At 51.2% G+C, this 22,326-nt stretch carries 15 protein-coding genes; 14 read left to right on the top strand and 1 reads right to left on the bottom strand.

Features of this window, described 5'->3' with window-relative positions:
- Positions 1-77: 77 nt before the first annotated feature.
- Positions 78-2,501 carry an ABC transporter permease gene (locus ACYU8Y_RS10890; RefSeq protein ID WP_460937018.1) on the top strand — a complete coding sequence of 808 codons (2,424 nt, stop codon included), beginning with the start codon at positions 78-80 and terminating at the stop codon, positions 2,499-2,501.
- 88 nt (positions 2,502-2,589) lie between these two features.
- On the opposite strand, the gene ACYU8Y_RS10885 is transcribed toward ACYU8Y_RS10890, so the two are convergent.
- Positions 2,590-3,147 (bottom strand): sugar O-acetyltransferase, encoded by a 558-nt coding sequence (locus ACYU8Y_RS10885; protein WP_460937016.1) that lies wholly within the window; start codon positions 3,145-3,147, stop codon positions 2,590-2,592.
- 254 nt (positions 3,148-3,401) lie between these two features.
- Here ACYU8Y_RS10885 and ACYU8Y_RS10880 point away from each other — a divergent pair, with 254 nt between their 5' ends.
- From ACYU8Y_RS10880 to ACYU8Y_RS10820, 13 genes are all read left to right on the top strand, one after another.
- A complete protein-coding gene (locus tag ACYU8Y_RS10880) occupies positions 3,402-5,792 on the top strand; it encodes an ABC transporter permease (protein ID WP_460937014.1) in 2,391 nt (796 codons plus the stop codon).
- A gap of 344 nt (positions 5,793-6,136) precedes the next feature.
- Positions 6,137-9,160 carry a SusC/RagA family TonB-linked outer membrane protein gene (locus tag ACYU8Y_RS10875; protein WP_460937012.1) on the top strand — a complete coding sequence of 1,008 codons (3,024 nt, stop codon included), beginning with the start codon at positions 6,137-6,139 and terminating at the stop codon, positions 9,158-9,160.
- A 10-nt stretch (positions 9,161-9,170) separates the two neighbouring features.
- A complete protein-coding gene (locus tag ACYU8Y_RS10870) occupies positions 9,171-10,856 on the top strand; it encodes a RagB/SusD family nutrient uptake outer membrane protein (RefSeq protein WP_460937010.1) in 1,686 nt (561 codons plus the stop codon).
- Positions 10,857-11,030: 174 nt separating this feature from the next.
- Positions 11,031-11,612 carry a hypothetical protein gene (locus ACYU8Y_RS10865; protein ID WP_460937008.1) on the top strand — a complete coding sequence of 194 codons (582 nt, stop codon included), beginning with the start codon at positions 11,031-11,033 and terminating at the stop codon, positions 11,610-11,612.
- Between the two features lie 205 nt (positions 11,613-11,817).
- Complete coding sequence (locus ACYU8Y_RS10860) at positions 11,818-12,363, top strand: RNA polymerase sigma factor (RefSeq protein WP_460939022.1); 546 nt, start codon at positions 11,818-11,820, stop codon at positions 12,361-12,363.
- Positions 12,338-13,174: a HEAT repeat domain-containing protein gene (locus ACYU8Y_RS10855; protein ID WP_460937006.1), complete on the top strand. Its 837-nt coding sequence runs from the start codon at positions 12,338-12,340 to the stop codon at positions 13,172-13,174. Before ACYU8Y_RS10860 ends, ACYU8Y_RS10855 begins: the two co-directional genes overlap by 26 nt.
- Before the next feature lie 26 nt (positions 13,175-13,200).
- Complete coding sequence (locus tag ACYU8Y_RS10850; RefSeq protein WP_460937004.1) at positions 13,201-14,073, top strand: DUF4097 family beta strand repeat-containing protein; 873 nt, start codon at positions 13,201-13,203, stop codon at positions 14,071-14,073.
- Positions 14,073-14,915, top strand: a complete 843-nt coding sequence (locus ACYU8Y_RS10845) for a DUF4097 family beta strand repeat-containing protein (protein WP_460937002.1) — start codon at positions 14,073-14,075, stop codon at positions 14,913-14,915. The genes ACYU8Y_RS10850 and ACYU8Y_RS10845 overlap by 1 nt, the downstream gene beginning before the upstream one ends.
- Positions 14,916-14,930: 15 nt before the next feature.
- Positions 14,931-16,427: a serine hydrolase gene (locus tag ACYU8Y_RS10840; protein ID WP_460937000.1), complete on the top strand. Its 1,497-nt coding sequence runs from the start codon at positions 14,931-14,933 to the stop codon at positions 16,425-16,427.
- A 43-nt stretch (positions 16,428-16,470) separates the two neighbouring features.
- On the top strand, positions 16,471-17,952 hold the full coding sequence (locus ACYU8Y_RS10835; protein WP_460936998.1) for a serine hydrolase domain-containing protein: 1,482 nt from the start codon (positions 16,471-16,473) through the stop codon (positions 17,950-17,952).
- A gap of 123 nt (positions 17,953-18,075) precedes the next feature.
- Positions 18,076-19,248: a serine hydrolase domain-containing protein gene (locus tag ACYU8Y_RS10830; protein ID WP_460936996.1), complete on the top strand. Its 1,173-nt coding sequence runs from the start codon at positions 18,076-18,078 to the stop codon at positions 19,246-19,248.
- Positions 19,249-19,404: 156 nt separating this feature from the next.
- Positions 19,405-19,701: a hypothetical protein gene (locus ACYU8Y_RS10825; protein ID WP_460936994.1), complete on the top strand. Its 297-nt coding sequence runs from the start codon at positions 19,405-19,407 to the stop codon at positions 19,699-19,701.
- 154 nt (positions 19,702-19,855) lie between these two features.
- Entirely contained in the window at positions 19,856-22,261 is a 2,406-nt protein-coding gene (locus ACYU8Y_RS10820; RefSeq protein ID WP_460936992.1) for an ABC transporter permease, read from the top strand.
- Positions 22,262-22,326: the final 65 nt, after the last annotated feature.

Raw genomic sequence — 22,326 nt, 5'->3', positions numbered from 1 at the left:
CAGACAGGCTACTACAATCATGGTACGTCATTTGAAATATATACTATAGCACATTGCCAGAAAAACTACGGTGTCTCATGCTAACGAACTACATTAAAATTGCCTGGCGAAATCTGATTCGCAACAAGGCCTTCTCAGCAATCAACATCATTGGGCTGGCGCTTGGCCTGGCAACCTGCATGCTCATTAGCCTGTTCGTGCTCGACGAACTGAGCTACGACCGCTTCCACGACAAGGCGGGCCGGATTGTTCGGGTCTTCTTTCGGGGGTCCATGCAGGGCGGAAAATTGAATGAATCACACGTAATGAGCCCCGTTGCCCAGACGCTGAAAGCCGATTATCCCGAAGTGCAGGAAGCCACACGCCTGCGTATGGGTGGCTCCCCTTTCATTACCTATGGCGATAAGACATTTCGCGATGCATCACTCGTTTACGTCGACTCCAATTTCTTCCAGGTGTTCACGTTTCCACTGCTCCAGGGCGATGCAAAAACAGCACTCGTTCGCCCCAACACCGCGGTTATCACGCAGGAGTTAGCCCATAAATACTTTGGCGATGCCAACCCGATTGGCAAAGTCCTGACGATCAAAAGCTGGAATACAACGTACCAGGTTACGGGCATCATTGACCGGATGCCCGCAAATTCTCACATTCAGGCCGACTTTTTTGCATCGATGGCGAGCTTTCCGGAGGCTAATTCACCCTCCTGGATGACGTCCGAATTTTTCACGTATCTGGTCTTGCCCAACGGCTACGACTACAAACAACTCGAAGCCAAGTTGCCACAGGTGGTGGACAAATACATGGGGCCGCAGATCCAGAAGTCGTTTGGCATGAGCATGAGCCAATTCCGGCAGAAAGGCAATGATCTTGGCCTGTTTTTACAGTCGTTGACCGACATTCACCTCTATTCCAGTTTTGGCTACGACCTTTCCCCTCCCGGCAACATCCAGTACGTTTATATATTCGGGGCTATTGCCTTGTTCATGCTGGTTATTGCCTGTATAAACTTCATGAACCTATCCACGGCGGGTGCTTCCAAACGTGCTAAAGAAGTGGGCATCCGAAAAGTGCTGGGGTCTGTCCGGCAAAGCCTGACCAGCCAGTTTCTAATTGAATCAATGCTGCTCACGGGCATCGCGTTGTTAATCGCCATTGGCATCGTCTACGCATCGTTGCCCGCCTTCAACACGCTGGCGGGGAAAACGCTGACGCTCAACTTCCTGGCGAATGCGTGGCTGCTGCCGGGGCTATTGATTTTGGGTGTGCTGGTGAGTGTTTTGGCCGGGAGTTACCCCGCTTTTTTTCTCTCCTCATTTAAACCGGTGGCGGTATTGAAAGGCGCCAAGTTTACCGGCGACAGCAAAAGTGTCGGCCTGAGAAGCGGACTGGTTGTCATTCAGTTCTTCATTTCGATCACGCTGATCGTTAGTACGACGGTGGTCTACCGGCAGTTGAGCTACATTCAAAACAAAAAGCTGGGCTATAACAAAGATCAGGTACTGGTACTGCCGGAAACCTGGCTGTTGGGCAACAAGGAAGATGTGTTCCGCAGCCAGATCATGCAGGACCCCAACGTAGTGAATGTCAGCACATCGGGCTATTTGCCCGCTGGCCCCAGCAACAACAATAACTTCATGGTGTATCCCGAAACGAACGCCACTCAACTGGTTAAAACGCTCCGATACGATGTCGACTACAATTATATTCCAACCCTGGGTATGCAACTGGCCGCCGGGCGGAATTTCTCTCCCGAGTACGGTACGGATTCGGCCAGCGTCATTCTAAACGAAACTGCGGCAAAAACACTGGGCTGGGGCGACAAAGCCATTGGGCACACCCTGACCAATACGAATAATGAAGGTAACAAAGGCACCTACCGGGTCATTGGCGTGGTCAAAGATTTCCATTTCAGATCGCTGCACGAGCGCATCACGCCCCTCGTAATGGTCTTGGGCAATACAGCCGGAACGGTCATTGTAAAAGTGAAAACTAAAGACCTGACGGGCCTGCTGGCAAACCTGAAAAAACAGTGGAGCCAGCTCGCGCCGGAGGCTCCATTTACCTACTCTTTTCTGGATGAACGCTTCAACGATACTTACCGGACTGAACAAAAAATCGGGCAAATTCTGGGTCTGTTCGCCGGTCTGACCATTTTTGTCGCCTGCCTGGGTCTGTTCGGTCTGGCTACGTTCATGGCCGAGCAGCGTACCAAAGAAATTGGGGTACGGAAGGTCCTTGGCGCATCGGTTACCAGTATCGTAACCTTACTTTCCAAAGACTTTTTGAAGCTGGTTGGCGTAGCCATTCTACTCGCGATACCCGTGGCCTGGTACGTCATGGATCGCTGGCTGCAGGATTTCGCCTATAAAATAGAGCTATCCTGGTGGGTGTTCGCCCTAGCCGGCGTGCTCGCCGTTAGTATTGCTTTGCTGACCGTAAGCTTCCAGAGCGTAAAAGCCGCCCTGATGAATCCGGTCAAATCATTACGATCTGAGTAGAGACGCATATTGGCGTCTCTCACATGCGTCAGTAACACCATTCAATCAGCAATACCATCTGGTCGGGAGGAGCCGCAACTATGCGGCTCTACGCCAATTCCCGAATGACGCGGCAGGGATTTCCAGCGGCAAATACGTTGGCAGGGATGTCTTTCGTGACTACGCTACCGGCCCCGATGGTTGTATTATCGCCAATGGTTACGCCGGGGCAAACGATGACTCCGCCACCCAGCCAGACATTATCGCCGATGGTAATGGGGGCGGCCAGTTCCGGCCCTTTGATTCGTTCAGCCGCTATGACGGGATGATAGGCTGCGTATAACTGCACGTTGGGCGCACACTGAAAATTGGTACCGATTGTAATTTGGGCGCAATCCAGAAAGATGCAGTTGAAGTTCAGAAATCCGTTTGCACCGATGCTGATATTTGACCCATAATCGCAGTAGAATGGCGGTTGTATATTGATGTTGGTGCCCATGCTGCCCAGTAGTTGACCCAGAATTGCCTGGCGTTCCGGCTCGGTATCGTAGGGCGTCCGATTGAACTCAGAGAATAACGTCCGGGCTTTGGTTCGCATCTGTACCAAGGTGGCATCACTGGCGTCGTATAGTTCACCTGCCAGCATCTTTTCCAGTTCTGTTTTCATATCGTTCGTGGTTTTGTGAGTAGACGTAAAAGCCTACTCCCATTAGGTTGTAGGCCTTTCGCCCGAAAGCATCTGAGTCGGCAAAGCTATCGGTAGTTTCTGGTCTGTTGTCCGCAACTGTACAAAAACTTGTCCACATTCGGACAGTACACATCGCCCACAATATCAACTAACTAATTATCAATCCATTACCATTATGGTACAACTTTTGGCGTACAGTCTGTATTCTTAACTAGCTTAAACCCTAATCGCTCATGTTCCGCAGTTACTTAAAAATCGCGTTCCGAAATCTCTGGAAAAACCGGCTGTTCAGCACGTTGAACGTTGTCGGCATGGGCGTGGGTATAGCCGCCGTAGGTCTGATGGTTTTGTATGTATGGCATGAGCTGAGCTACGACCGATTCAATGCCCATGCCGACCGAATTTTCCGGGTCGTGCAGTATGCCCAATGGGCGGGCGGCAACCTGAAACTAGCCCCTACATCGGCCCCGTTCGCGGGTGCGTTGAAAAACGATTACCCCGAAATAGAAAAGACCGTTCGGCTCTATCCCGAAGGCGGTGGGATGATTACCTATCGCGACAAGAAAATCGAAACCAACGATGTCATGTTCGCCGATCAATCGGTGTTCGATGTCTTTACGTTTCCCTTTCTGTACGGCGATCCGGCTACGGCGCTGGCTCAGCCCGAACGTATTGTGATCACTAAAACCCTCGCCGAGAAGCTATTTGGCGATGCGTCCAAAGCCGTCGGGCAACCGATTGAATTCAGCAATCACTTTGTCAACATCGTAACCGGGGTTATCGCCGATGTACCGACGAATTCGCACCTGCAATTCAGCGCCTTGCGATCGATGCCAACCAACTACACCAACGGCTGGCAGAGTTTTGAACTGTATACCTACGTATTACTCAATAAAGCCGCCGATGCCAAAGCCCTGGAAGCCAAGTTAGCAGGCTTCTTCCCCAAATACCTGAAAAAGGAAATGGGCTCGGATATAACCTATCGGATGGAACTCCAGCCGTTACCCTCCATTCACCTTCATTCGCATCTGGATTACGAAGCCAGCACCAATGGCAATAGCCAAACCGTATACATTTTTGCCCTGGTGGCCGCTCTGATCCTGCTCATTGCGGGCATTAACTATGTGAATCTGTACACTGTCCGGTCGATAGGCCGTCTGCGCGAAGTGGGCGTTCGAAAAGCAATTGGCTCACAGCGGAGCCAACTCGTCGGGCAGTTCATCACCGAGTCGGTTCTGATGGCGCTGCTGGCCAGCCTCGTTGGCATCGTATTCGCCAACATAGCCTTACCCCTATTCAATGCACTTGCCGACAAGTCTTTGTCATTAACAACCTATGGCCCCTGGCTGATGCTGGGTGTTGTGGCGCTGTTTGCCTTATTGTTAGGAGCGGGAAGCGGCATCTATCCGGCTTTATTTCTATCGGGATTTCGAACGGTCGTAGCGCTAAAAGGGCAAACGAGCAGCAAGATTGGCGGCATTGGGTTTAGAAAGGCGCTGGTCGTCTTTCAATTCGTGGCGGCTGTCGGCCTGATTGCCTGCTCGTGGGTCATCTACCGGCAAATGGGATATGTACTGCGTAAAGACCTTGGCTTCAACAAAGACCAGGTTGTCACGTTTCATTTGGAAAGCGAAGCCCCGCGCAAACAAGTTCAGGCCCTGAAAGAGGAGTTACGAAAAAGCCCACTTATTGAAGCAGTATCGGCCGCCAGCAATCCGATTGGCAATAATAATATCGGTACGAAGGGGATGAAATTCGAGCAGAATGGTGTCATGCCCGCCGGTTCGCAGGTGGTGCAGAAATTCGCAGTCGATGCCGACTACCTGAACACCCTGCAAATCAAGCTTCTGGAGGGGCGGAATTTCGCAGCCTCATCGCCCGGCGATGCGACGGGTGCTGTATTGGTAAACGAAGCACTGGTGAAGAAAATGGGTTGGCATTCTCCCATCGGCAAGCGGGTAATGTCCTACATCAGTATGGACAAAGCGATTGAATCGCAGGTGGTTGGTGTAGTAAAGGATTTTCACACCTATTCGCTTCAGCACAAAATTGAACCACTGGTACTACAAATTCCGGCACCTGAAGACCAGGACAACCTGTATGTCCGCATCCGGTCCGGCGAAGCGAAAGAAGCGCTGGCGTATATCCAGACGGTTTATCGGAAGTTCGATCCATCGGCCAGCCTAAGTTTCCATTTTCTGGATGAAAACTTTTCCCGGCAATACAAAGCCGAACAAAAGCAGGGTCAATTACTGCTTTCGTTTACCATCCTGGCCGTTCTGATTGCCTGCCTGGGCCTGTTCGGGCTGGCCGCGCTGGCCGCCGAAGCCCGCACCAAAGAAATTGGCGTGCGTAAAGTATTAGGGGCATCGGTGGTCAGCATCGTATCGCTTCTTTCCAAAGACTTTTTAAAACTGGTCCTGATCGCCATTGGGATTGCCACACCCATAGCCTGGTATGCCATGAGCCAATGGTTACAGAGTTTTGCCTACAAGGTTGACCTGGAGTGGTGGGTGTTTGCGCTGGCGGGTTTACTGGCCGTCGGTATTGCCCTACTGACCGTAGGGTTCCAAAGCGTAAAAGCGGCCCTGATGAACCCGGTCAACTCATTACGATCCGACTAACGAATCCTACTACGCTCCGTGCTCATTTCGACCGCTCAGCCTTCTTGTTAACAATGCCATAACATACCTAACTGATTCATTCTGTTCACATAGCAACGGTCGTCAGACATATAAAACAGGATTGGGCCTCAACGCTCAATCCTGTTTTCTTAATTACTTAATACGACTGGTTACTCCCCGGCGCTGTACCTGAGTAGATTTCCGTATCAGGTTGATTTCCTTAGCGATATACGTCACGAGTCCGTAGCGGCTTATTATCTAATCATTAACAGGCCCGTCTGACTTTGTAACTACGTCTATCAATCTTACTATTGTCCATTTATTCTTCACAAACCGAGCCACTTATGAATCGATTTTACACAGCTTCACCCCCGCTGACATTGTTGATGACGGGTTGTCTGCTTATCGCGTTGGCGCTTCAGCCCCCGCAAATTTACGGGCATACACGAGCAGCATTAACCCATAAACTAGCGGACATTATTGTAAAGGGACGCGTCAAGGACGCTCTCACCAATGAGTCACTAACGGGCTGTACCATTGTTATTAAAGGGAGCCAGCGGGGCACCACAACCGATGTCAATGGCGACTACTCCATATCGGTTCCAGACGGAAACGCCGTGCTGGTTGTCGGGTTTATTGGCTACGAAAAGCAGGAAGTTGTCGTGGGCAACCGAACCGTTCTCAATATAGAACTGAAGTCCGAAGCATCCGAATTGTCGCAGGTAGTCGTTATTGGCTATGGCAGCGCGGCCAAGAAAGACATGACGGGCGCGGTTAAATCCCTGAAGAGCACCGAATTCAACAAAGGCATTATCAACTCGCCCGAACAACTGCTGCAGGGTAAAGTATCCGGGGTAAACGTTACGTCGGCCAGTGGCGAGCCCGGTAGCACCCAGTCGATCACCATCCGCGGGCCAGGGGGCGTCCGGACCGGTAGTACACCCCTTTTTGTCTTGGACGGTCTGGCCCTCGACAACTCGAGCACGGGCGGTGTGACTAACCCACTGAACTTCCTGAACCCACAGGACATTGAGTCGATCGACGTGCTGAAAGACGCATCGGCAACGGCCATTTACGGGTCTAGGGGCGCAAACGGCGTGGTGCTGATCACGACCAAGAAAGGCAAATCAGGTGCATCGACCCTCAACTATACGACCAGCTATGGCATTTCTACCCTGACACGGGCCTTGCCTGTGTTCTCGGCTGATGAATTCCGGCAACAGGTTCCTCTGGTGGGGGGCGTTCTCGATGATTTGAAGAGCAATACCGATTGGCAGAAGGAAATTACCCGGACGGCCTACACCAAAAACCATAACCTGTCGCTGGGTGGTGGTTCCGAAAAAACGACCTTCTACGGCTCGTTTGGCTTGCAGAATCAGGATGGTATCCTGAAAGGCAGCCAGATGAATCGCTACACCGGACGCATCAATATCTCGCAGAAATTGCTGGAAGATCGGCTGACCATCGACGCGAACATCAATGCGGCTTACACCAGTAATGAGCGGCCGCTCATTGATATTATGATCGGGAGTGCCATTGCGAACAACCCGACGTACCCCGCTTACGACGCCAATGGCAAACCAGCTCAATACCAGTCCATTACCAATCCATTGACGACCCTCCAGCTGAACCAGGACATTACCAACATTACCCGGATCGTGGGGAGCATATCGCCTTCCTTCCGGATTATTGACGGCCTGGTGTATAAACTGAACTTCGGAATTGACAACTCCAGTTCGGTTCGGAATCAGCAATCGCTGCCCAATGCGGTACCTTTTCAGGATGGTCGGCTGGAAACCACCTACACCTATAACAACAACCGGCTGATCGAGAACTACCTGACGTATAACTACAACAAGGGTGTGCATAACCTGACGGCGCTGGCAGGGCATTCATACCAGAAGTTCTCCTTACAGGGACGGTCATCCAGCATCAATAAATTCCCCATTTCGGACATCCAGCCGATCTACAATCCGGGTCTGGGACAGGAGCTGACGCTGACCAACAATAAGCCGACGGGCTATGCAACGCTCAATGAACTGCAATCCTTTTTCTCCCGCGTCAATTACCAATACAAGGATAAATATCTGCTGACGGCCACCGTCCGGGCAGATGGTTCGTCTAAGTTTGGGTCGAACAACAAGTACGGAATTTTCCCTTCATTCTCGGCGGGCTGGCGTTTGTCGGAAGAAGCGTTCATGAAGTCATCGCCGTTTAGCGATCTGAAACTACGGGCGGGCTGGGGCCGGACCGGCAACCAGGAAATCCCCTCCAAAATTACCCAGGCGTTATTCACCTCGCAGGTGTCCGCGTCGACCAGTTACCCGCTGACGGCTACGGGCCCCTACCCGGCGGGTACGTCGTACTCCCGACTGGCCAACCCCGATATTCAGTGGGAAGTATCGAACCAGACCGATGTGGGCCTCGACTTTGCCCTGTTTAACGGTGCCATTTCCGGCGGCATCGACTATTTCAGGAAAGTGTCCAGTAATATCCTGCTCGAAGTGATTCCGGCCGACCCCGTTCAGCCAGCAGGTACATTCTGGACCAACGTGCCGGATATGACCATCACCAATAAAGGACTCGAACTGGAATTGATGTATCACTACATGGCCAAAAGTGGCTTCCGTTTCGATGTTGGTGGCAACGTCACGTTTATCAATAACGTAGTCAATAACTCACCGTATTCAGTTATTGCATCGGGCTCGGCACAGGGTTCGGGGCTGACGTCGGCAACGATCAATGGGTATGTGAACGGTCAGCCAATCGGTACGTTTTTCCTGAAGGAATTTACGGGCTTCGACGACAAAGGAATCAGCACCTACCGTGATACAGATGGCAACGGATTGATTACGGATAAAGACCGGGTTCCGGCCGGAAGTGCCCTGCCCACAAAGCAGTTCAATTTTAACGCCAGTTCATCGTTCCGAGGGTTCGACTTGTCCGCCAACTTCAATGGGGTGTCGGGCAACAAAGTTTACGACAACACCGCCAACTCCAGTTTCTACAAACTACGCCTGTCGAAAGGCCTCAACACCACACCGGAGGCCATTGCCAACCCCAACGAATCCGTCAACAATCCGGCTCCCGTATCGACGCGCTACCTGAAAGACGGCTCGTTCTTCCGCCTGAATAATTTGTCGCTGGGTTATACCGTCAATACCAAAGCGCTGGGTATCAAACGCTGGGTATCGGGTTTACGCGTATCGGTAACAGGGCAAAACCTGTTCGTGATTACGAAATACAATGGTTACGACCCGGAAGTAAATACCGACCGTACCATCAACGGCATCTCCTCGTACGGGATTGACTACATGAGCTACCCCAAAGCAAAGTCCGTTGTTTTTGGCTTGAACCTGACGCTTTAATCCGTAAAATATGAAAACGAAATTACCGATTTTGCTAACCCTGGTTGGCATATTATTCATAAATGGCTGTACTAATCTAAACGAGGTCATTCTGGACGAAACCTCAGCCACGGGACTTTCCGACAAACAGGCGGCTGATGGCATTATTGCGCCGGTATACGCCCGTCTGCCCGATATTTTCACGCATACCAACTACTTCAACGTGCAGGAAATTTCGACCGACGAGGCTATTCTGCCGTATAGGGGCGGCAGCGACTGGGGCGATAATGGGATTTACATTGCCATGCACCAGCACACCTACACCAGCACCGACCCGAATCTGGGGAGTACCTGGGGATTCATTCTACAGGGGCTATCGAGATCCATTACGGCCATCAATACGCTGCCAACCCTGAACGACGCATCGGCCAAAACCTATCTGGCCGAAGCCCGGGGTATGCGCGCTTATTACAACATGATGGCGTTCGACTTATTCGGGGTTGTTTTCCTGAAAGACGATCTGGGTGCTACGTCGGTCATTCTGCGGGATGAGAAAGCACTGGAGTATCTCAAAAGCGAACTGCTGGCCGTTGAACCCAACTTATCAACCACCGTTGGGCCCGGCCGTCTGACCAAAGGAGCCGTTTGGGGTCTGCTGGCCCGGCTTTATCTTAACTCAGGCGTCTATCGGGACCGGTTTGCAGCTTCGTTTACGTTCAGAGCCGACGATATGGACAAGGTTGTGGAGTACTGCGATAAAATCATCACGTCGGGTCAGTACCAGTTGTCGAATGACTTCTTTTCCATTTTTGGTTCGAACAATCACGACAACAAGGAGCTGATTTTCGCGGTTGATCAACGGGCCGATCTCAACGGGCAAAATCGCCTGGCGTACTTCTCCATATCCGGCGATCAGTTTCCCATTCCGGCTTATCCGGCGGCTAACGGTACCGATGGTCCCGCCATTACGCCTGATTATTATCAGACGTGGGCAACGGCTTATGCGCCTAAAGACCCAACGGTCGATCCCCGATTCTATAAGCAGAACCTGACCATCTATTCCAACCCGGCAGATTCGTGCGTAGCCGAAGCAGACTTCAACATTAACCGCGGCATTCTGCGCGGCCAGCAATACGGCTTGCTGCGGAAGAACGGAGTTTTCCTGAAGTGTGCTGATGGGAAGTTTAAGGTGGGTAAACTCTTCAACGACACCCGCAACAAACCCACGCTGCCGGTCGATTTTACGGAACAGATTGACTTTACGGTAGCTGGTAGTAACCACAACACGGGGTATCGCGTTGAAAAGTACGAGTTCAGCAAAAAGTCGGTGAGTGGTCGTAATTTTGGGGAAGCCGACATTGTTATTCTGCGCCTGGCCGATATTTACCTGATGCGGGCCGAAGCCAAACTTCGTAAAAGTGGTGATGCCGCCAGCGCCCTGGCCGATGTAAACACCGTTCGGGCCGCCCGGAATATAACGACTCCCCCACCAGCCCTTACGGCCATGACCCTTGACCTGCTCTACCGCGAACGGGGCTTCGAATTATACTGGGAAATGGTACGGCGCACCGACATGATTCGGTTTGGCAAATACGAAGGAACCTGGACCGAAAAGACCAACACCGATAAGCTGAAGCGAATTTTCCCGATTCCGCAGACAGCCATCGACGGGGCGTCTAATTTACCGGGTTATCTGAAGCAAAACGATAGCTATTAAACGCGAAAAGAGGGTAGATGAGCAATTGTCCGCTGTCGTACAGAATTTGTCCGATAGTGGACAATTGCCATTTACTTCATGTATCAATTGTCTGACAAACAGGACCATATAGAGCTGGCACGATGATGGATAGAGTAAATCTACCCAGCTGATCTAATTATTTTTGCCGATACCATGAAAACGCTTTTTACCCTGTTACTGCTTACGGTTGGTTTCAGCGCGTTAGCACAACGTTCGTCCAGCAAACACGTTACGAACGACGGTCGGCAGCTACGTATCCGCGTAGACATTGAGCAATCTGACCGATCGGTTCATTACCGTCGCTCGTTCGACGTGGCTGATATGGATGAGCGCGCCGTAAAAGCGTTGGAAAATCATATTATCGACTCTCTGGATCAGGCCGCTTCCGATAACGGAACGGTACTTGTTAACAGGCAAAAGCACGAAAGACAGTCCATAAAAAAGGCAACAGATGAGCCTATCGTTTACTCGTCAGGGTCTACAGATCCCCAGGCCGATCGGATGGAAGCCAACGCAAGCTCGGTACTGTCTCCCAGTGATGTTGCGCCCTCTTCAGTACAGGTTCGGGAGGATAAAGAGAACGGACGTTTATGGATGCAGTACACGTTTCAGAAAGACGGCGAAGAACTGGTCATCGAGCGGACAGCCAACGTCGTTGGCAAAACGGAGCGTGAAAAACAGGCGATCATTAAAGAAACCGAACGTAGTTTCGGCATCAAAACAGGCAATCAATAACTTTCTTTTCCCAGCATACGCCTTTCTACTAGCAGGCCGCCCTATCCGGTGGCCTGCTTTATTTTCTGGTAGCGCCATCGATCGTTAAAAAAATTCAGAAATTTTCGTTCGTCGCTGTAACCTTGTCGGTATCGCGCAGTTTCCAGTCCAAAATCCACCAAACATACTCTTTAGACGGTTGAACGCTCTGACAGATAACGCGCTCATGCTGCAGGTAAAGGCAGGCAATATGGATGTGATGGGGTTGCTTTTTGAGCGATACCACCGGCCTCTGTTCGGCTTCCTTTTCCACATGACCAGTCAGCGGGAAGCCAGCGAAGATATGTTGCAGAACGTGTTCTACCGAATGCTGAAATACCGCCACACCTTCACGGGCGATGGTGAGTTTCGAACCTGGATGTACCACCTGGCCCGGAATGTACTGGTCGACCATAGCAAGCAGAACAAACGGTCGGCCCAGCAATATGACCTGGCCGACGTAGCGGATCGGGTGGGCGGTGGACCAGCCGCTGACGAGCGTATCCTGAAACAACAGGAGATGGATACGCTTCACAACGCGATGGCCAGGCTCAACACCGACTACCGTGAAGTGCTGGTTCTGAGCCGGTTTCAGGAACTAAAATACGACGAGATTGCCCGGGTGCTGAATACAACCGAAGGAGCTGTTAAAGTTCGGGTGCACCGCGCGATGAACGAGTTGAAGAAAATTTATCTGACTATTGACCATGAACGAACAGCCCACAACTTGTGAACAGACAAACGAGCAGCTAGCCGACTGGTTGAGCAATCGGTTGCCTGATTCCGACCGGGCCCGTCTCGAAATGCACCTGAAGCAGTGCCCCGCCTGCGAGGCTGAAGCCAACTCGATCCGTCAGCTTTGGCAACTCATGGGCGACCTGCCCGCACCCGAGCCCAGTGCTGCAGCGCGGGTGCGTTTCCAGGCTATGCTCGATACGTATAAGGAGACCGTTACAGAACAGAAAGAAAGCGTAATTGATACATTGCTAACCAAGCTGCGGCAGCTGTGGACCCCGACGTTTGCCTACCGATTGGCCTACAGTCTAGTTCTGGTAAGCATAGGTCTAGCCGGTGGTTATTGGTTTAATCAGACGGCCACACCAGCCACTGCCTATCAGCAACAGATTGATACCTTGTCGACACAGATACAGGAAATGCGCCAGATGATGCTTCTGTCGGGACTGGAAAACCCGGCGGCTTCGGAACGGCTGCGGGCAGTTAGTTACACGGAGGAAATCAGTGAAATAAACGGGCAGGTCGTTGACGCCCTGCTGACAACCCTCAACAATGACCAGAACGTGAATGTGCGGCTGGTAACGCTCGAAGCGCTGGCCAAACTGGCCAACAACCCGAAAGTACGCGAGGGCCTGGTGCAGTCGATTGTTCAACAGGATTCTCCGCTGGTGCAGTCGGCGCTGGCCGATGTGATGGTGAAATTGCAGGAGAAACGGTCGATCAAACACCTCCGGCAATTGCTCCGGGATGATCGTCTGAATGGCCTAGTAAAAGGCAAAATCGAGCAAAGTATCAAGGAATTGTCCTGACAAAAAATAAACCCCAACTAATAATTATGAAACTGCTGTTAATCCCCGTACTGGCGGGGCTCGTACTTTCTTGTGCCCAATCGCCGGCAATGGCTCAGGAATTCAAAGAGCACGTCAGTAAAGAATTTACCGTGTCGAAAGCCGCTACCAGCGCGCTGGCGATCTACAATGTCAATGGCTTTATCAAAGTCGAAGGCTACTCCGGCGATAAAGTGGTGTTTGAGGTCGATAAGTCCATTACGGCCAAAAACAACCAGGACCTGGAAACGGGGAAGAAAGAACTCCAGCTCCAGTTTGAGCAGAAAGGTGACAGTATCGTCGCTTACATTGCCGAACCATTCGATTCGCGGCCACGACGTAGACAGGACCATAGAAATAGCTGGAACAATGACCGGGAGGTGGAGTATGACTTCACGCTCAACTTCACCGTCAAAGTGCCGAATCGGATGAACCTGATCGTTTCGACGGTCAACCGGGGCAACGTGACCATTAAGGATATAGACGGTACCCTGCGGGTTCGCAATGTAAACGGCGCGATTGCCCTGACGAATGTGAAAGGCACGACGGATGCCCATACCATCAATGGCAACCTCGATGTTGATTACGTGGCCAATCCGCCCGAGAACTCATCCTACTACACACTAAACGGCGACATTCGCGTGAGCTACCCGGCCAATTTCTCGGCCGACTTACAGTTCAAAACGTTCCAAGGTAAGTTTTACACCGACTTTCCAAATACCGAAATCTTACCGGTACAGGCGATTAAAACAACCCAGCAAACCGGCAACGGTACGGTATATAAACTCAACAAAAATACGGCTATCCGCATTGGCAAGGGTGGCAAAACATTCAAGTTCGAAACATTCAACGGAAGCATTTACATAAAAAAACAGTCCTGATGAAAACCCATATTCTAACCACCGCACTGTTACTGTTAAGCCTGTTGCTATCCCGCCCGCTACTTGCCCAGAATGAGGTAAAAGAGCAATTGGTCGTTCCGCTGAGTGATCCTGGGAAGCCCGGCAACCTGCATGTAGGGTTGATCAATGGCTCCATCCGGGTGATTGGCTACTCGGGCAAAGACGTCGTGATCGACATTGTTGCCAGTCCAAAACGTGGACGGCGGGACGACAACGACGACCGTCCAGACCGGACAGCAAACGGGATGAAACGCATCGGTACGGGCTCGCCCCTTGACGTCAGTGCTGAAGAACGAAACAATACGGTCAACGTCAATGCCAATACAACCAGACAGACTGTTGATTTAACAATCAAAGTGCCGCAGCGCTTTTCGCTGAAGATCAGCACGATCAATAATGGCACCATTGAGGTGGAGAACGTGGCCGGCAATCTGGAAGCAACCAATGTCAACGGTTATATCCATCTGACCAACATTGCGGGCTCAGCCGTGGCCAACACGGTAAATGGCAACCTGATAGCTACGTTTAAATCCATTGATTCCGGTACGCCAATGGCGTTTTCTACCCTGAACGGCAATGTCGACGTAACCTTTCCGGCCAGTGTAAAAGTGAACAGCAAACTCAAATCGGATCGGGGTGACATTTACAGCGATTTCGATATCGACGTCGATAAAAACCAGCCGAAAGTGAACCGCACCAGCCAATCGGGAATGTATCAGGTAAAGATCGAAGATTGGGTGTATGGCAAGATCAACGGGGGTGGCCCGGAAGTCATGATGAAGAACATGAACGGCAATATCTATATCCGCAAGGCAAAGTAAGAAACGCTCATGACCATGAATCGATTCAGGATAGCCGCTTGCCTATCAGGACTGGCAATGACGCTTACGCTCAGTTTCGGCCAAATTAAATCCGTTCCGTCGACCCCATCCGTTATGGCGCAAAAATCCGTTGACTCGCTCGACAACTTTTTGCGTGATCAAATGAGCCAGCTAAGCATTCCGGGCATGCAGGTTGCCGTCGTACAGCATGGGCATCTGGTGTTCAGCAGATGCTATGGTTTTGCCAATCTGCAAGATTCTATACCGGTCAGCCGTAACAGTGTGTTTGCCATTAATTCCTGTACCAAAGCCTTTACGGGTGTAGCCATTATGCAATTGGTTGAAGCAGGCAAAGTCGACTTGTCAGCCCCAATCTCCCGATACATAGATAACCTTCCTGCCGACTGGCAGCCGGTAACGATAACGCAGTTACTCACCCATATTTCGGGCATACCTGATATTCTGCGCGTCTTCAATCCATTTACGCACGGCCTGGGAAATTTGGGTACCGAAGCCGCAGCTTGGGAGAAAGTAAAGTCGCTGCCAATGGCGTTTCGGCCGGGCGAACAGTTTAGCTACAATCAAACCAATTATGTGTTATTGGGCCAGGTCATTGACAAGTTCAGCGGGAAACCATTTGCTCAGGTATTCAGCGAAAAACAGTTTCAGCCAGCCGGTATGGCGAGGACCCGCTTTGGCGATTCACGCGATATTATTCCTCATTTCGCCCCAACCTATACGTTTAAGAATAGCCTTGACGGTAGAAAACTCGATGAAGCACAGCTAACGGGCACGTACACCGAATTTCCGGGTTTTCAGCGAACAGGATCGGGTTTAAACAGCACCGCCGAAGATATGGCGAACTGGATTATCTCGTTGCAACAGGGAAAACTGTTAAAGACGAAAACCGCTCTCAACACGCTTTGGTCGCCTGGTTCGTATAACAACGGTTCGCCCACACAATGGGCGCTGGGCTGGGGAATCACCAAATTCCGACCTAAACACAGGGCCGTGGGCATGTCGGGGGGCGGCCGATCGGCCTTTCTGGTCTATCCCGATGATAAGCTGGCGGTTATTGTATTGACCAATCTGGGAGGAAGCTCTCCCGAGAATTTCATTGAAGAGATCGCCGGGTATTACAATCCGGACATTCCGGCATCTGACCCGATTACGAGCCTTCGACTACAGTTGCAGAAACGCGGTTTTGAGCAGGCTATCCCGGTGGCTAACGAATTAAAAACGCGAAACCTTCGGCCCAACGAAGGTGAATTGAACGAATGGGCATACCGCCTGATGAGCAGCGGACAGACGAAAGAAGCCCTCGAACTTTTCAAGCTGAATGTCGACCTCTACCCTGAAAGCTGGAATGTTTACGACAGCCTGGCCGAAGGCTACGAGCGGCTGAACAATTCGGAGTTGGCTATCAAAAATTATAAGCGCTCGCTGGCACTCTATCCAGACAATACCAACGCGACCGAGCATTTGAAACGGCTGGCCCAACACAGTAACTAATAGAATTAACCAAGACAACGCGGCACTCTACTTAATATTCCGGATGAATAATCGACTCTTTTTCACTGCCTGTTTGCTGGCTTTCGCCCGGCTGCTGGTTAATGGTCAACCGACTACACCAGCCAGTATCGCCCACGCTGAAGCAACCATTCAGCAACTGGGTAACGCGTTTGTCCAGGAGAAAAATCACGTTGGGCTATCTATCGGGATTGTCCGGAATGGAACGAAATCTTTCTACAATTTCGGCACCACCGAGAAAGGCAAACATCAGCTACCGACGGAGAACACGATTTATGAAATTGGGTCGATTAGTAAAACGTTCGGGAGCCTGCTGCTGGCAAGGGCCGTTCTCGACAAACGTGCCCGGCTCGACGACGACATCCGTCAGTACCTCGGTGGCGACTACCCAAATCTGGCTTACGAAGGAAAGCCCATCCGGCTGGTGAACCTGACCAACTGGACCTCTGAACTACCCGACAACTTTCCAGACAATCCCGATGTCTACAAGCAAGCCAATCCGGATTCCATTCCTTATCTGATCATCAAAGGATTAACCGGTTATACGAAGCCGGATTTTTTCAACGATCTGCATAAAGTAACACTGAAGGCAGCTCCCGGCCAGCATCTGCGCCATTCCAACGTAGCGGCTCAATTGCTGGGCTATATTCTGGAGAACATTTACCAGATGCCCTATGGCGAGTTAGTCAATACGCAGATTGAACGGATGCTGGCTATGCGCAGCAGTTCGGTGTCGGAACCCGCGTCAGCCCAATTTGCCATTGGTTATAACGGTAGCGGGGTTCAAATGCCCGCTTTCACCCTGCAGGCAATGCAGGCGGCCGGTGGTCTTCGCTACAGTGCGGCCGATCTGCTGAAATACGCAGCCTACCAGCTGGACGAACGAAACAGGGCCGTGAAGCTGAGCCACCAGCTGACGTGGGGAGATGTGGACGGTCAGGCCTTTGGCTTAAACTGGTTTCTCCATAAAACTATCGACAGCAAGCGGCAGGTGGAACACTCGGGCGGCACGTTCGGCTTTGCCAGTTACTGCGACCTGTATCCGGATCAGAAAACGGCTTTGGTCTTATTCGCCAACAATTCAGACCAAACAACGCAGGGCCAGTTAGGCGACCTATCCAAAAAGATCATGGATGCCCTGTACGGTGAGCCGGCCGGCCTGACAGCGCTGAACGACGCATTGAAAAAACAAGGCTATGCTCAGGTGATCAACGTGGTAAAGGATGTCCGTAAAAAGCACCCGGAACTTCATTTAGACGAAAACTACGTGAACAATTGGGGCTATTCGCTGGCCGGACAGAGTAAACTTCAGGAAGCTCTCGCGATTTTTAAACTAAACGTCAGCTTATATCCCAGGGGTTGGAATACCTACGACAGCTTGGCCGAAACCTACGAGCGACTAGGCAATCGTAAACTTGCCATCGACAATTATACTCATTCGCTGGCTTTAAACCCGCACAACACGACTGCCTCCGAATTTCTTAAAAAGAACGGTGCGGGCAACTAACGTGCGCTGTGGATATATGGGCTAAGCAGGCAACCTATGTGGCAAAAGCTGCATCTGTGAATAAACAGTGAATACGTCAATCAGCGATTTACTTTCCTCAACCCGTCAAATCGACCCCTATCCATGAACGCCTGGTTTATTTCCGCCCTGTTGCTATTTCCGTCGGCGCTTATTTATCCAAAGTGCCCGACTGCGCTGGTTACGCTTCCTACAAAAGCCCTAACGGATAACCCCCTGAACAGCCCCATCGATCATCTTGTTGAACAGGCCGCTCAGCAATTCATGGCAGCACCGCAGGCCGTCGGGCTTTCGGTCGGCATTTACAAAGATGGACAAACGTATCTATACAATTATGGCAGCGTTCGGAAAGACCGGCAGCAACTCCCAACCAGCCGGACGTTGTATGCCATTGCGTCCATCAGCATGACCATTACGGGCGCTTTGCTGGCTCAGGCAGTGGCCGAAAAGAAGGTGACCTTAGGGGACGACATCCGAACGTATTTACCGGGTCATTATCCAAACCTCTCGTTTGATGGTCAACCCATCCGGCTTTTCCACCTGATCAATCACCGATCAGGTTTACCCTTCCTCCTGCCGGATCGCCCGGAAGCCTTTGCCAACACAGCTATACCTTCCTCGGCCATTGCCGCTGCGCTTTTACAGAATTACACACAATCTGACTTTTTTGCGGATTTGCACAAAGTAAGGCTCGAGGCCGCACCGGGTTATACATTCAGGTATTCCAACGCGGGCGCTCAGCTACTGGGCTACATTCTGGAACGTGTCTATAAAATGCCTTTCGAAGAGCTTGTCCAGCTGAAAATAACGCAGCCGCTGGCCATGAACGATACGAAAATTACCCTGGCCCCGTCAGATCAGACTCGTATGGCCAGGGGCTACGACTGCAACGGTACACAAATGCCGGACACGCCGAATCAACTTCAGGGAGCCTGCGCGCTGAAATCGACCGTAGCCGACATGCTTAGCTTTATCCAATGGAATGTGGCCGAGCAGGACAAAGCAGCCAAACTATCTCACCAACTAACCTGGGGTGACGAAAACCGATACTCGGCCGGATTAAATTGGCAAATGCTCAAATCATCCGGTTATCAGGTCATATGGCAGGACGGCAATATTCCCGGATTCAGTAGTCTGTGCGTCAATCACCCGGACCTGAATATGGGTATCGTTATTCTCAGCAATGAGTGTGATCGACAAACCGCATCCCGCATTAGGGCAATGGCTAATCAGCTCATGAAAGCACTTGATGAGCGGGCCGTATCCCTGCCAAACTAATAGGCTGTTTATGGCTCATGTCCGCTACCGAACGCAGACTGTCCATTATCGGACAGTCTGCGTTCGTGCTATCGAATCAAATGCATGATTATCAATCCATAATAGCACTGGTACAAGATTTGGTATGATTATAGACCTACCGTTACTCCTAGAGCTATGTCATACATCGCCATTCCTATCTCCTCATTACCTGGTAAACAGGATATTGAAATCGACGTGACGATCAACGGGCAAAAACAGGCGCTTCACTACCGTGTCGAACTGTTTTACTGGGGCGACTGCCGGGTACCGACCTTCGATCGGGTCGAGTGCATTCAGCAACTGCTGGCTGATTATGACCGGGATTGGGCTCTTTATTACATTGGCGCACCCACCGACGACTTTGTACCCATCACCTTCGTCAGGAAAGAGGATTTGGTCAAACAGCGCACCCTTCTGAGAGCCTCTTCCTGACGAGCCAAAAGGGTATAGTTCATTCAATAGATCATCTCGATCAACAGGCCTGATAGATAGGCGCCTACTCTGCTATCCATCAGGCCTAATTCATAGTCTTTATATATAAGAAAGTTTTATATATTTGTTTCACTATTATTATTCATGAACCCGTATGTTTCGCAACTTCTTTAGGATCTCACTTCGCAATCTGTGGCGTAACCGGAAAATTACCCTAATCAGTATTGTCGGCCTCTCCATTGGCCTAGCTTGTAGCCTGGTTATTTTCCTGCTGGTCAGTTATATGTTCAGCTTCGACCGGTATCACGCAAAAGCCGACCGGACTTACTGGGTCGTTACCGATATTCGGCAGGAGAACATTGTTCCAACCGATGCCACGCCCCGGCCAATGGGCGATGTACTGCGACAGGAATTCCCCTTCGTGGAGACGGCGGCCCGGCTCGAAAATGTCTCCAGGCGCATCATGGCTGTACCTGATGGGAAAGGAGGTTTTTTAAAGAAATTTGACGAATCACGTAATCTTTGTTTCACTGAACCGCAATTCTTCAGCGTGTTTGATTCCGAGTGGCTAAGCGGTAACCCAAAAACCGCTTTGGCCGCCCCAAACACGGTCGTTCTGACAGAACGATACGCCCAGAAATACTTTGGTTCAACTAATCCAATAGGTAAAGTATTACGCTTCGATAACCAGGCGAACCTGACCGTTACGGGCCTCATCAAAAATCTGCCGTCCAATTCCAAGCTGCGATACGACGCTTTCATTTCCTACGCAACGGTACCCACTCTTTTGGGTGCGGGTGGTGAACAGGCTATGCAGAACTGGGCCGACGTATTTACCGTATGCTTCGTTACGCTCCGTGAAGGCACGCCCGTGGAACGGCTGCTCGATACCTTTCCGGTTATTCAGAGGAAATACCTGACCAAGCCCGAAGCGAAGAAACTGGCCTTTCATGCCATTCCGCTTCCGGAGTTGGATCATATGCCTCAATACGGCGGCCGATCGCCGAAGCTAATTCTGTATGTCCTCATTGTTGTCGGCCTGTTTCTGGTGCTGGCGTCCTGCATTAACTTCATTAACGTAGCTACCGCCCACGCGCTGAAACGGGCCAAAGAAGTAGGTGTTCGGAAAGTCATGGGTAGTTCCCGCTGGCATCTCGTCGGACAATTTATGGTTGAAACAACGCTGATTACGCTGGCAGCGGTACTGCTGGCCATGGTGCTGGCTTACCTCTGCCTGCCCATGCTGAACAGCGCCCTGTCTGTGATGAATACCGACATTTCCATCGTAAGTTTATTCCGGCCCGATTCACTACGCTGGTTTGTCGCCTTGATTATCGGTGTTATTCTGCTCGCGGGCCTGTATCCCTCGTTGGTACTGGCTCGTTTCAATCCGGTGGCAGCGCTGCGCGGTCGGCTAACGACACAACAGGTTGGCGGGGTGTCGGTTCGGCGTGGGCTAATCGTCACGCAGTTTTTCATTAGCCAGCTATTCATCATTGGTGTAGTCGTCATGATGGCGCAGGTACGCCACCTGCAAAAGGCCGATTTGGGTTTTCAGAAAGAAGCGATTCTGACGGTACCCATACCGGCCAGTAATGCCCTAAAGCAGGATGTTGTTCGTGCCCGGATGGAACAGATAGCGGGCGTCGAAGCCGTGTCGCTGGGCGCCGATCCGCCCGCAGCTTACCGGCGGTTACCCGTTGCATTCACGTATGACACCCACACGCAACCGGAAAAATTTCCCACCGTGGTTAAAGTTGGTGATAAAAATTATGTGCCCCTTTACGGGATCAGGCTGCTGGCCGGGCGCAACTTCCGAAACAACGATACGACGAACAAGGAAGCGCTCGTGAACGAAACAATGGTCAGGGAATTAGGCTTGCGCTCACCCAATGAGGTACTTGGCAAACGCATTAACTTATGGGGTGGCGACAAAATTGTGATTGGCGTTGTGCGTGATTTTCACCTGAGCAGCCTGAACCAGCGCATTCCACCCGCCACCATTCTAAACTACTATCGCGAGAATCGGATGGCCTCATTAAAACTCAACCCAACCACTATTCCGGCAACGCTGAAAGCTATTGAAACCACCTGGAATGGGTTGTATCCTGAACACGTTTTCAAAGCCGATTTTATGGACGATCTGCTGAACAACTTTTACATGACCGAGCAAATCCTGCTCGGTTTGGCCCAGGTATTTTCACTGATCGCCATCCTGATTGGCTGTTTGGGCTTGTATGGAATGGTGGCGTTTATGGCCGAATCGAAAACCAAAGAAATTGGCGTCCGCAAAGTACTGGGAGCCAGCCCCAAGCAGCTTTTGTGGCTGTTTGGCCGCGAATTTAGCCGACTGGTATTGATTGGCTTTGCATTGGCTGCGCCAGTTGGCTGGTTTGTGATGAAGGGCTGGCTGCAAGGCTATGTGTACCGCATTGATTTCGGCTGGTGGGTTTTTGCCATTACGTTGGGCATTGCTACGCTAATTACTGCCCTAACCGTCGGGTACGAATCCCTGAAAGCCGCCCGGATGGACCCTGCCAGAAGCCTCCGAACGGAATAAGGCAAACCTGTAACGGCGCCGGTAAAGATAAATTTATCAACGGTTTTGACACGTACTGGCAAAAG

It is taken from the genome of Spirosoma humi (genome assembly GCF_054776575.1).
Note: the sequence above shows the minus strand (reverse complement) of the source record. Positions and strands in the feature narration are given on the sequence as shown.

What these genes read in the sequence shown, in the direction of transcription:
- ACYU8Y_RS10885 (WP_460937016.1), bottom strand. Translation starts at nt 3,147, where the DNA reads ATGAAAACAGAACTGGAAAAGATGCTGGCAGGTGAACTATACGACGCC.
- ACYU8Y_RS10835 (WP_460936998.1), top strand. Translation starts at nt 16,471, where the DNA reads ATGAATAATCGACTCTTTTTCACTGCCTGTTTGCTGGCTTTCGCCCGG.
- ACYU8Y_RS10825 (WP_460936994.1), top strand. Translation starts at nt 19,405, where the DNA reads ATGTCATACATCGCCATTCCTATCTCCTCATTACCTGGTAAACAGGAT.
- ACYU8Y_RS10860 (WP_460939022.1), top strand. Translation starts at nt 11,818, where the DNA reads ATGCTGCAGGTAAAGGCAGGCAATATGGATGTGATGGGGTTGCTTTTT.
- ACYU8Y_RS10880 (WP_460937014.1), top strand. Translation starts at nt 3,402, where the DNA reads ATGTTCCGCAGTTACTTAAAAATCGCGTTCCGAAATCTCTGGAAAAAC.
- ACYU8Y_RS10855 (WP_460937006.1), top strand. Translation starts at nt 12,338, where the DNA reads ATGAACGAACAGCCCACAACTTGTGAACAGACAAACGAGCAGCTAGCC.
- ACYU8Y_RS10875 (WP_460937012.1), top strand. Translation starts at nt 6,137, where the DNA reads ATGAATCGATTTTACACAGCTTCACCCCCGCTGACATTGTTGATGACG.
- ACYU8Y_RS10865 (WP_460937008.1), top strand. Translation starts at nt 11,031, where the DNA reads ATGAAAACGCTTTTTACCCTGTTACTGCTTACGGTTGGTTTCAGCGCG.
- ACYU8Y_RS10845 (WP_460937002.1), top strand. Translation starts at nt 14,073, where the DNA reads ATGAAAACCCATATTCTAACCACCGCACTGTTACTGTTAAGCCTGTTG.
- ACYU8Y_RS10840 (WP_460937000.1), top strand. Translation starts at nt 14,931, where the DNA reads ATGAATCGATTCAGGATAGCCGCTTGCCTATCAGGACTGGCAATGACG.
- ACYU8Y_RS10830 (WP_460936996.1), top strand. Translation starts at nt 18,076, where the DNA reads ATGAACGCCTGGTTTATTTCCGCCCTGTTGCTATTTCCGTCGGCGCTT.
- ACYU8Y_RS10890 (WP_460937018.1), top strand. Translation starts at nt 78, where the DNA reads ATGCTAACGAACTACATTAAAATTGCCTGGCGAAATCTGATTCGCAAC.
- ACYU8Y_RS10850 (WP_460937004.1), top strand. Translation starts at nt 13,201, where the DNA reads ATGAAACTGCTGTTAATCCCCGTACTGGCGGGGCTCGTACTTTCTTGT.
- ACYU8Y_RS10870 (WP_460937010.1), top strand. Translation starts at nt 9,171, where the DNA reads ATGAAAACGAAATTACCGATTTTGCTAACCCTGGTTGGCATATTATTC.
- ACYU8Y_RS10820 (WP_460936992.1), top strand. Translation starts at nt 19,856, where the DNA reads ATGTTTCGCAACTTCTTTAGGATCTCACTTCGCAATCTGTGGCGTAAC.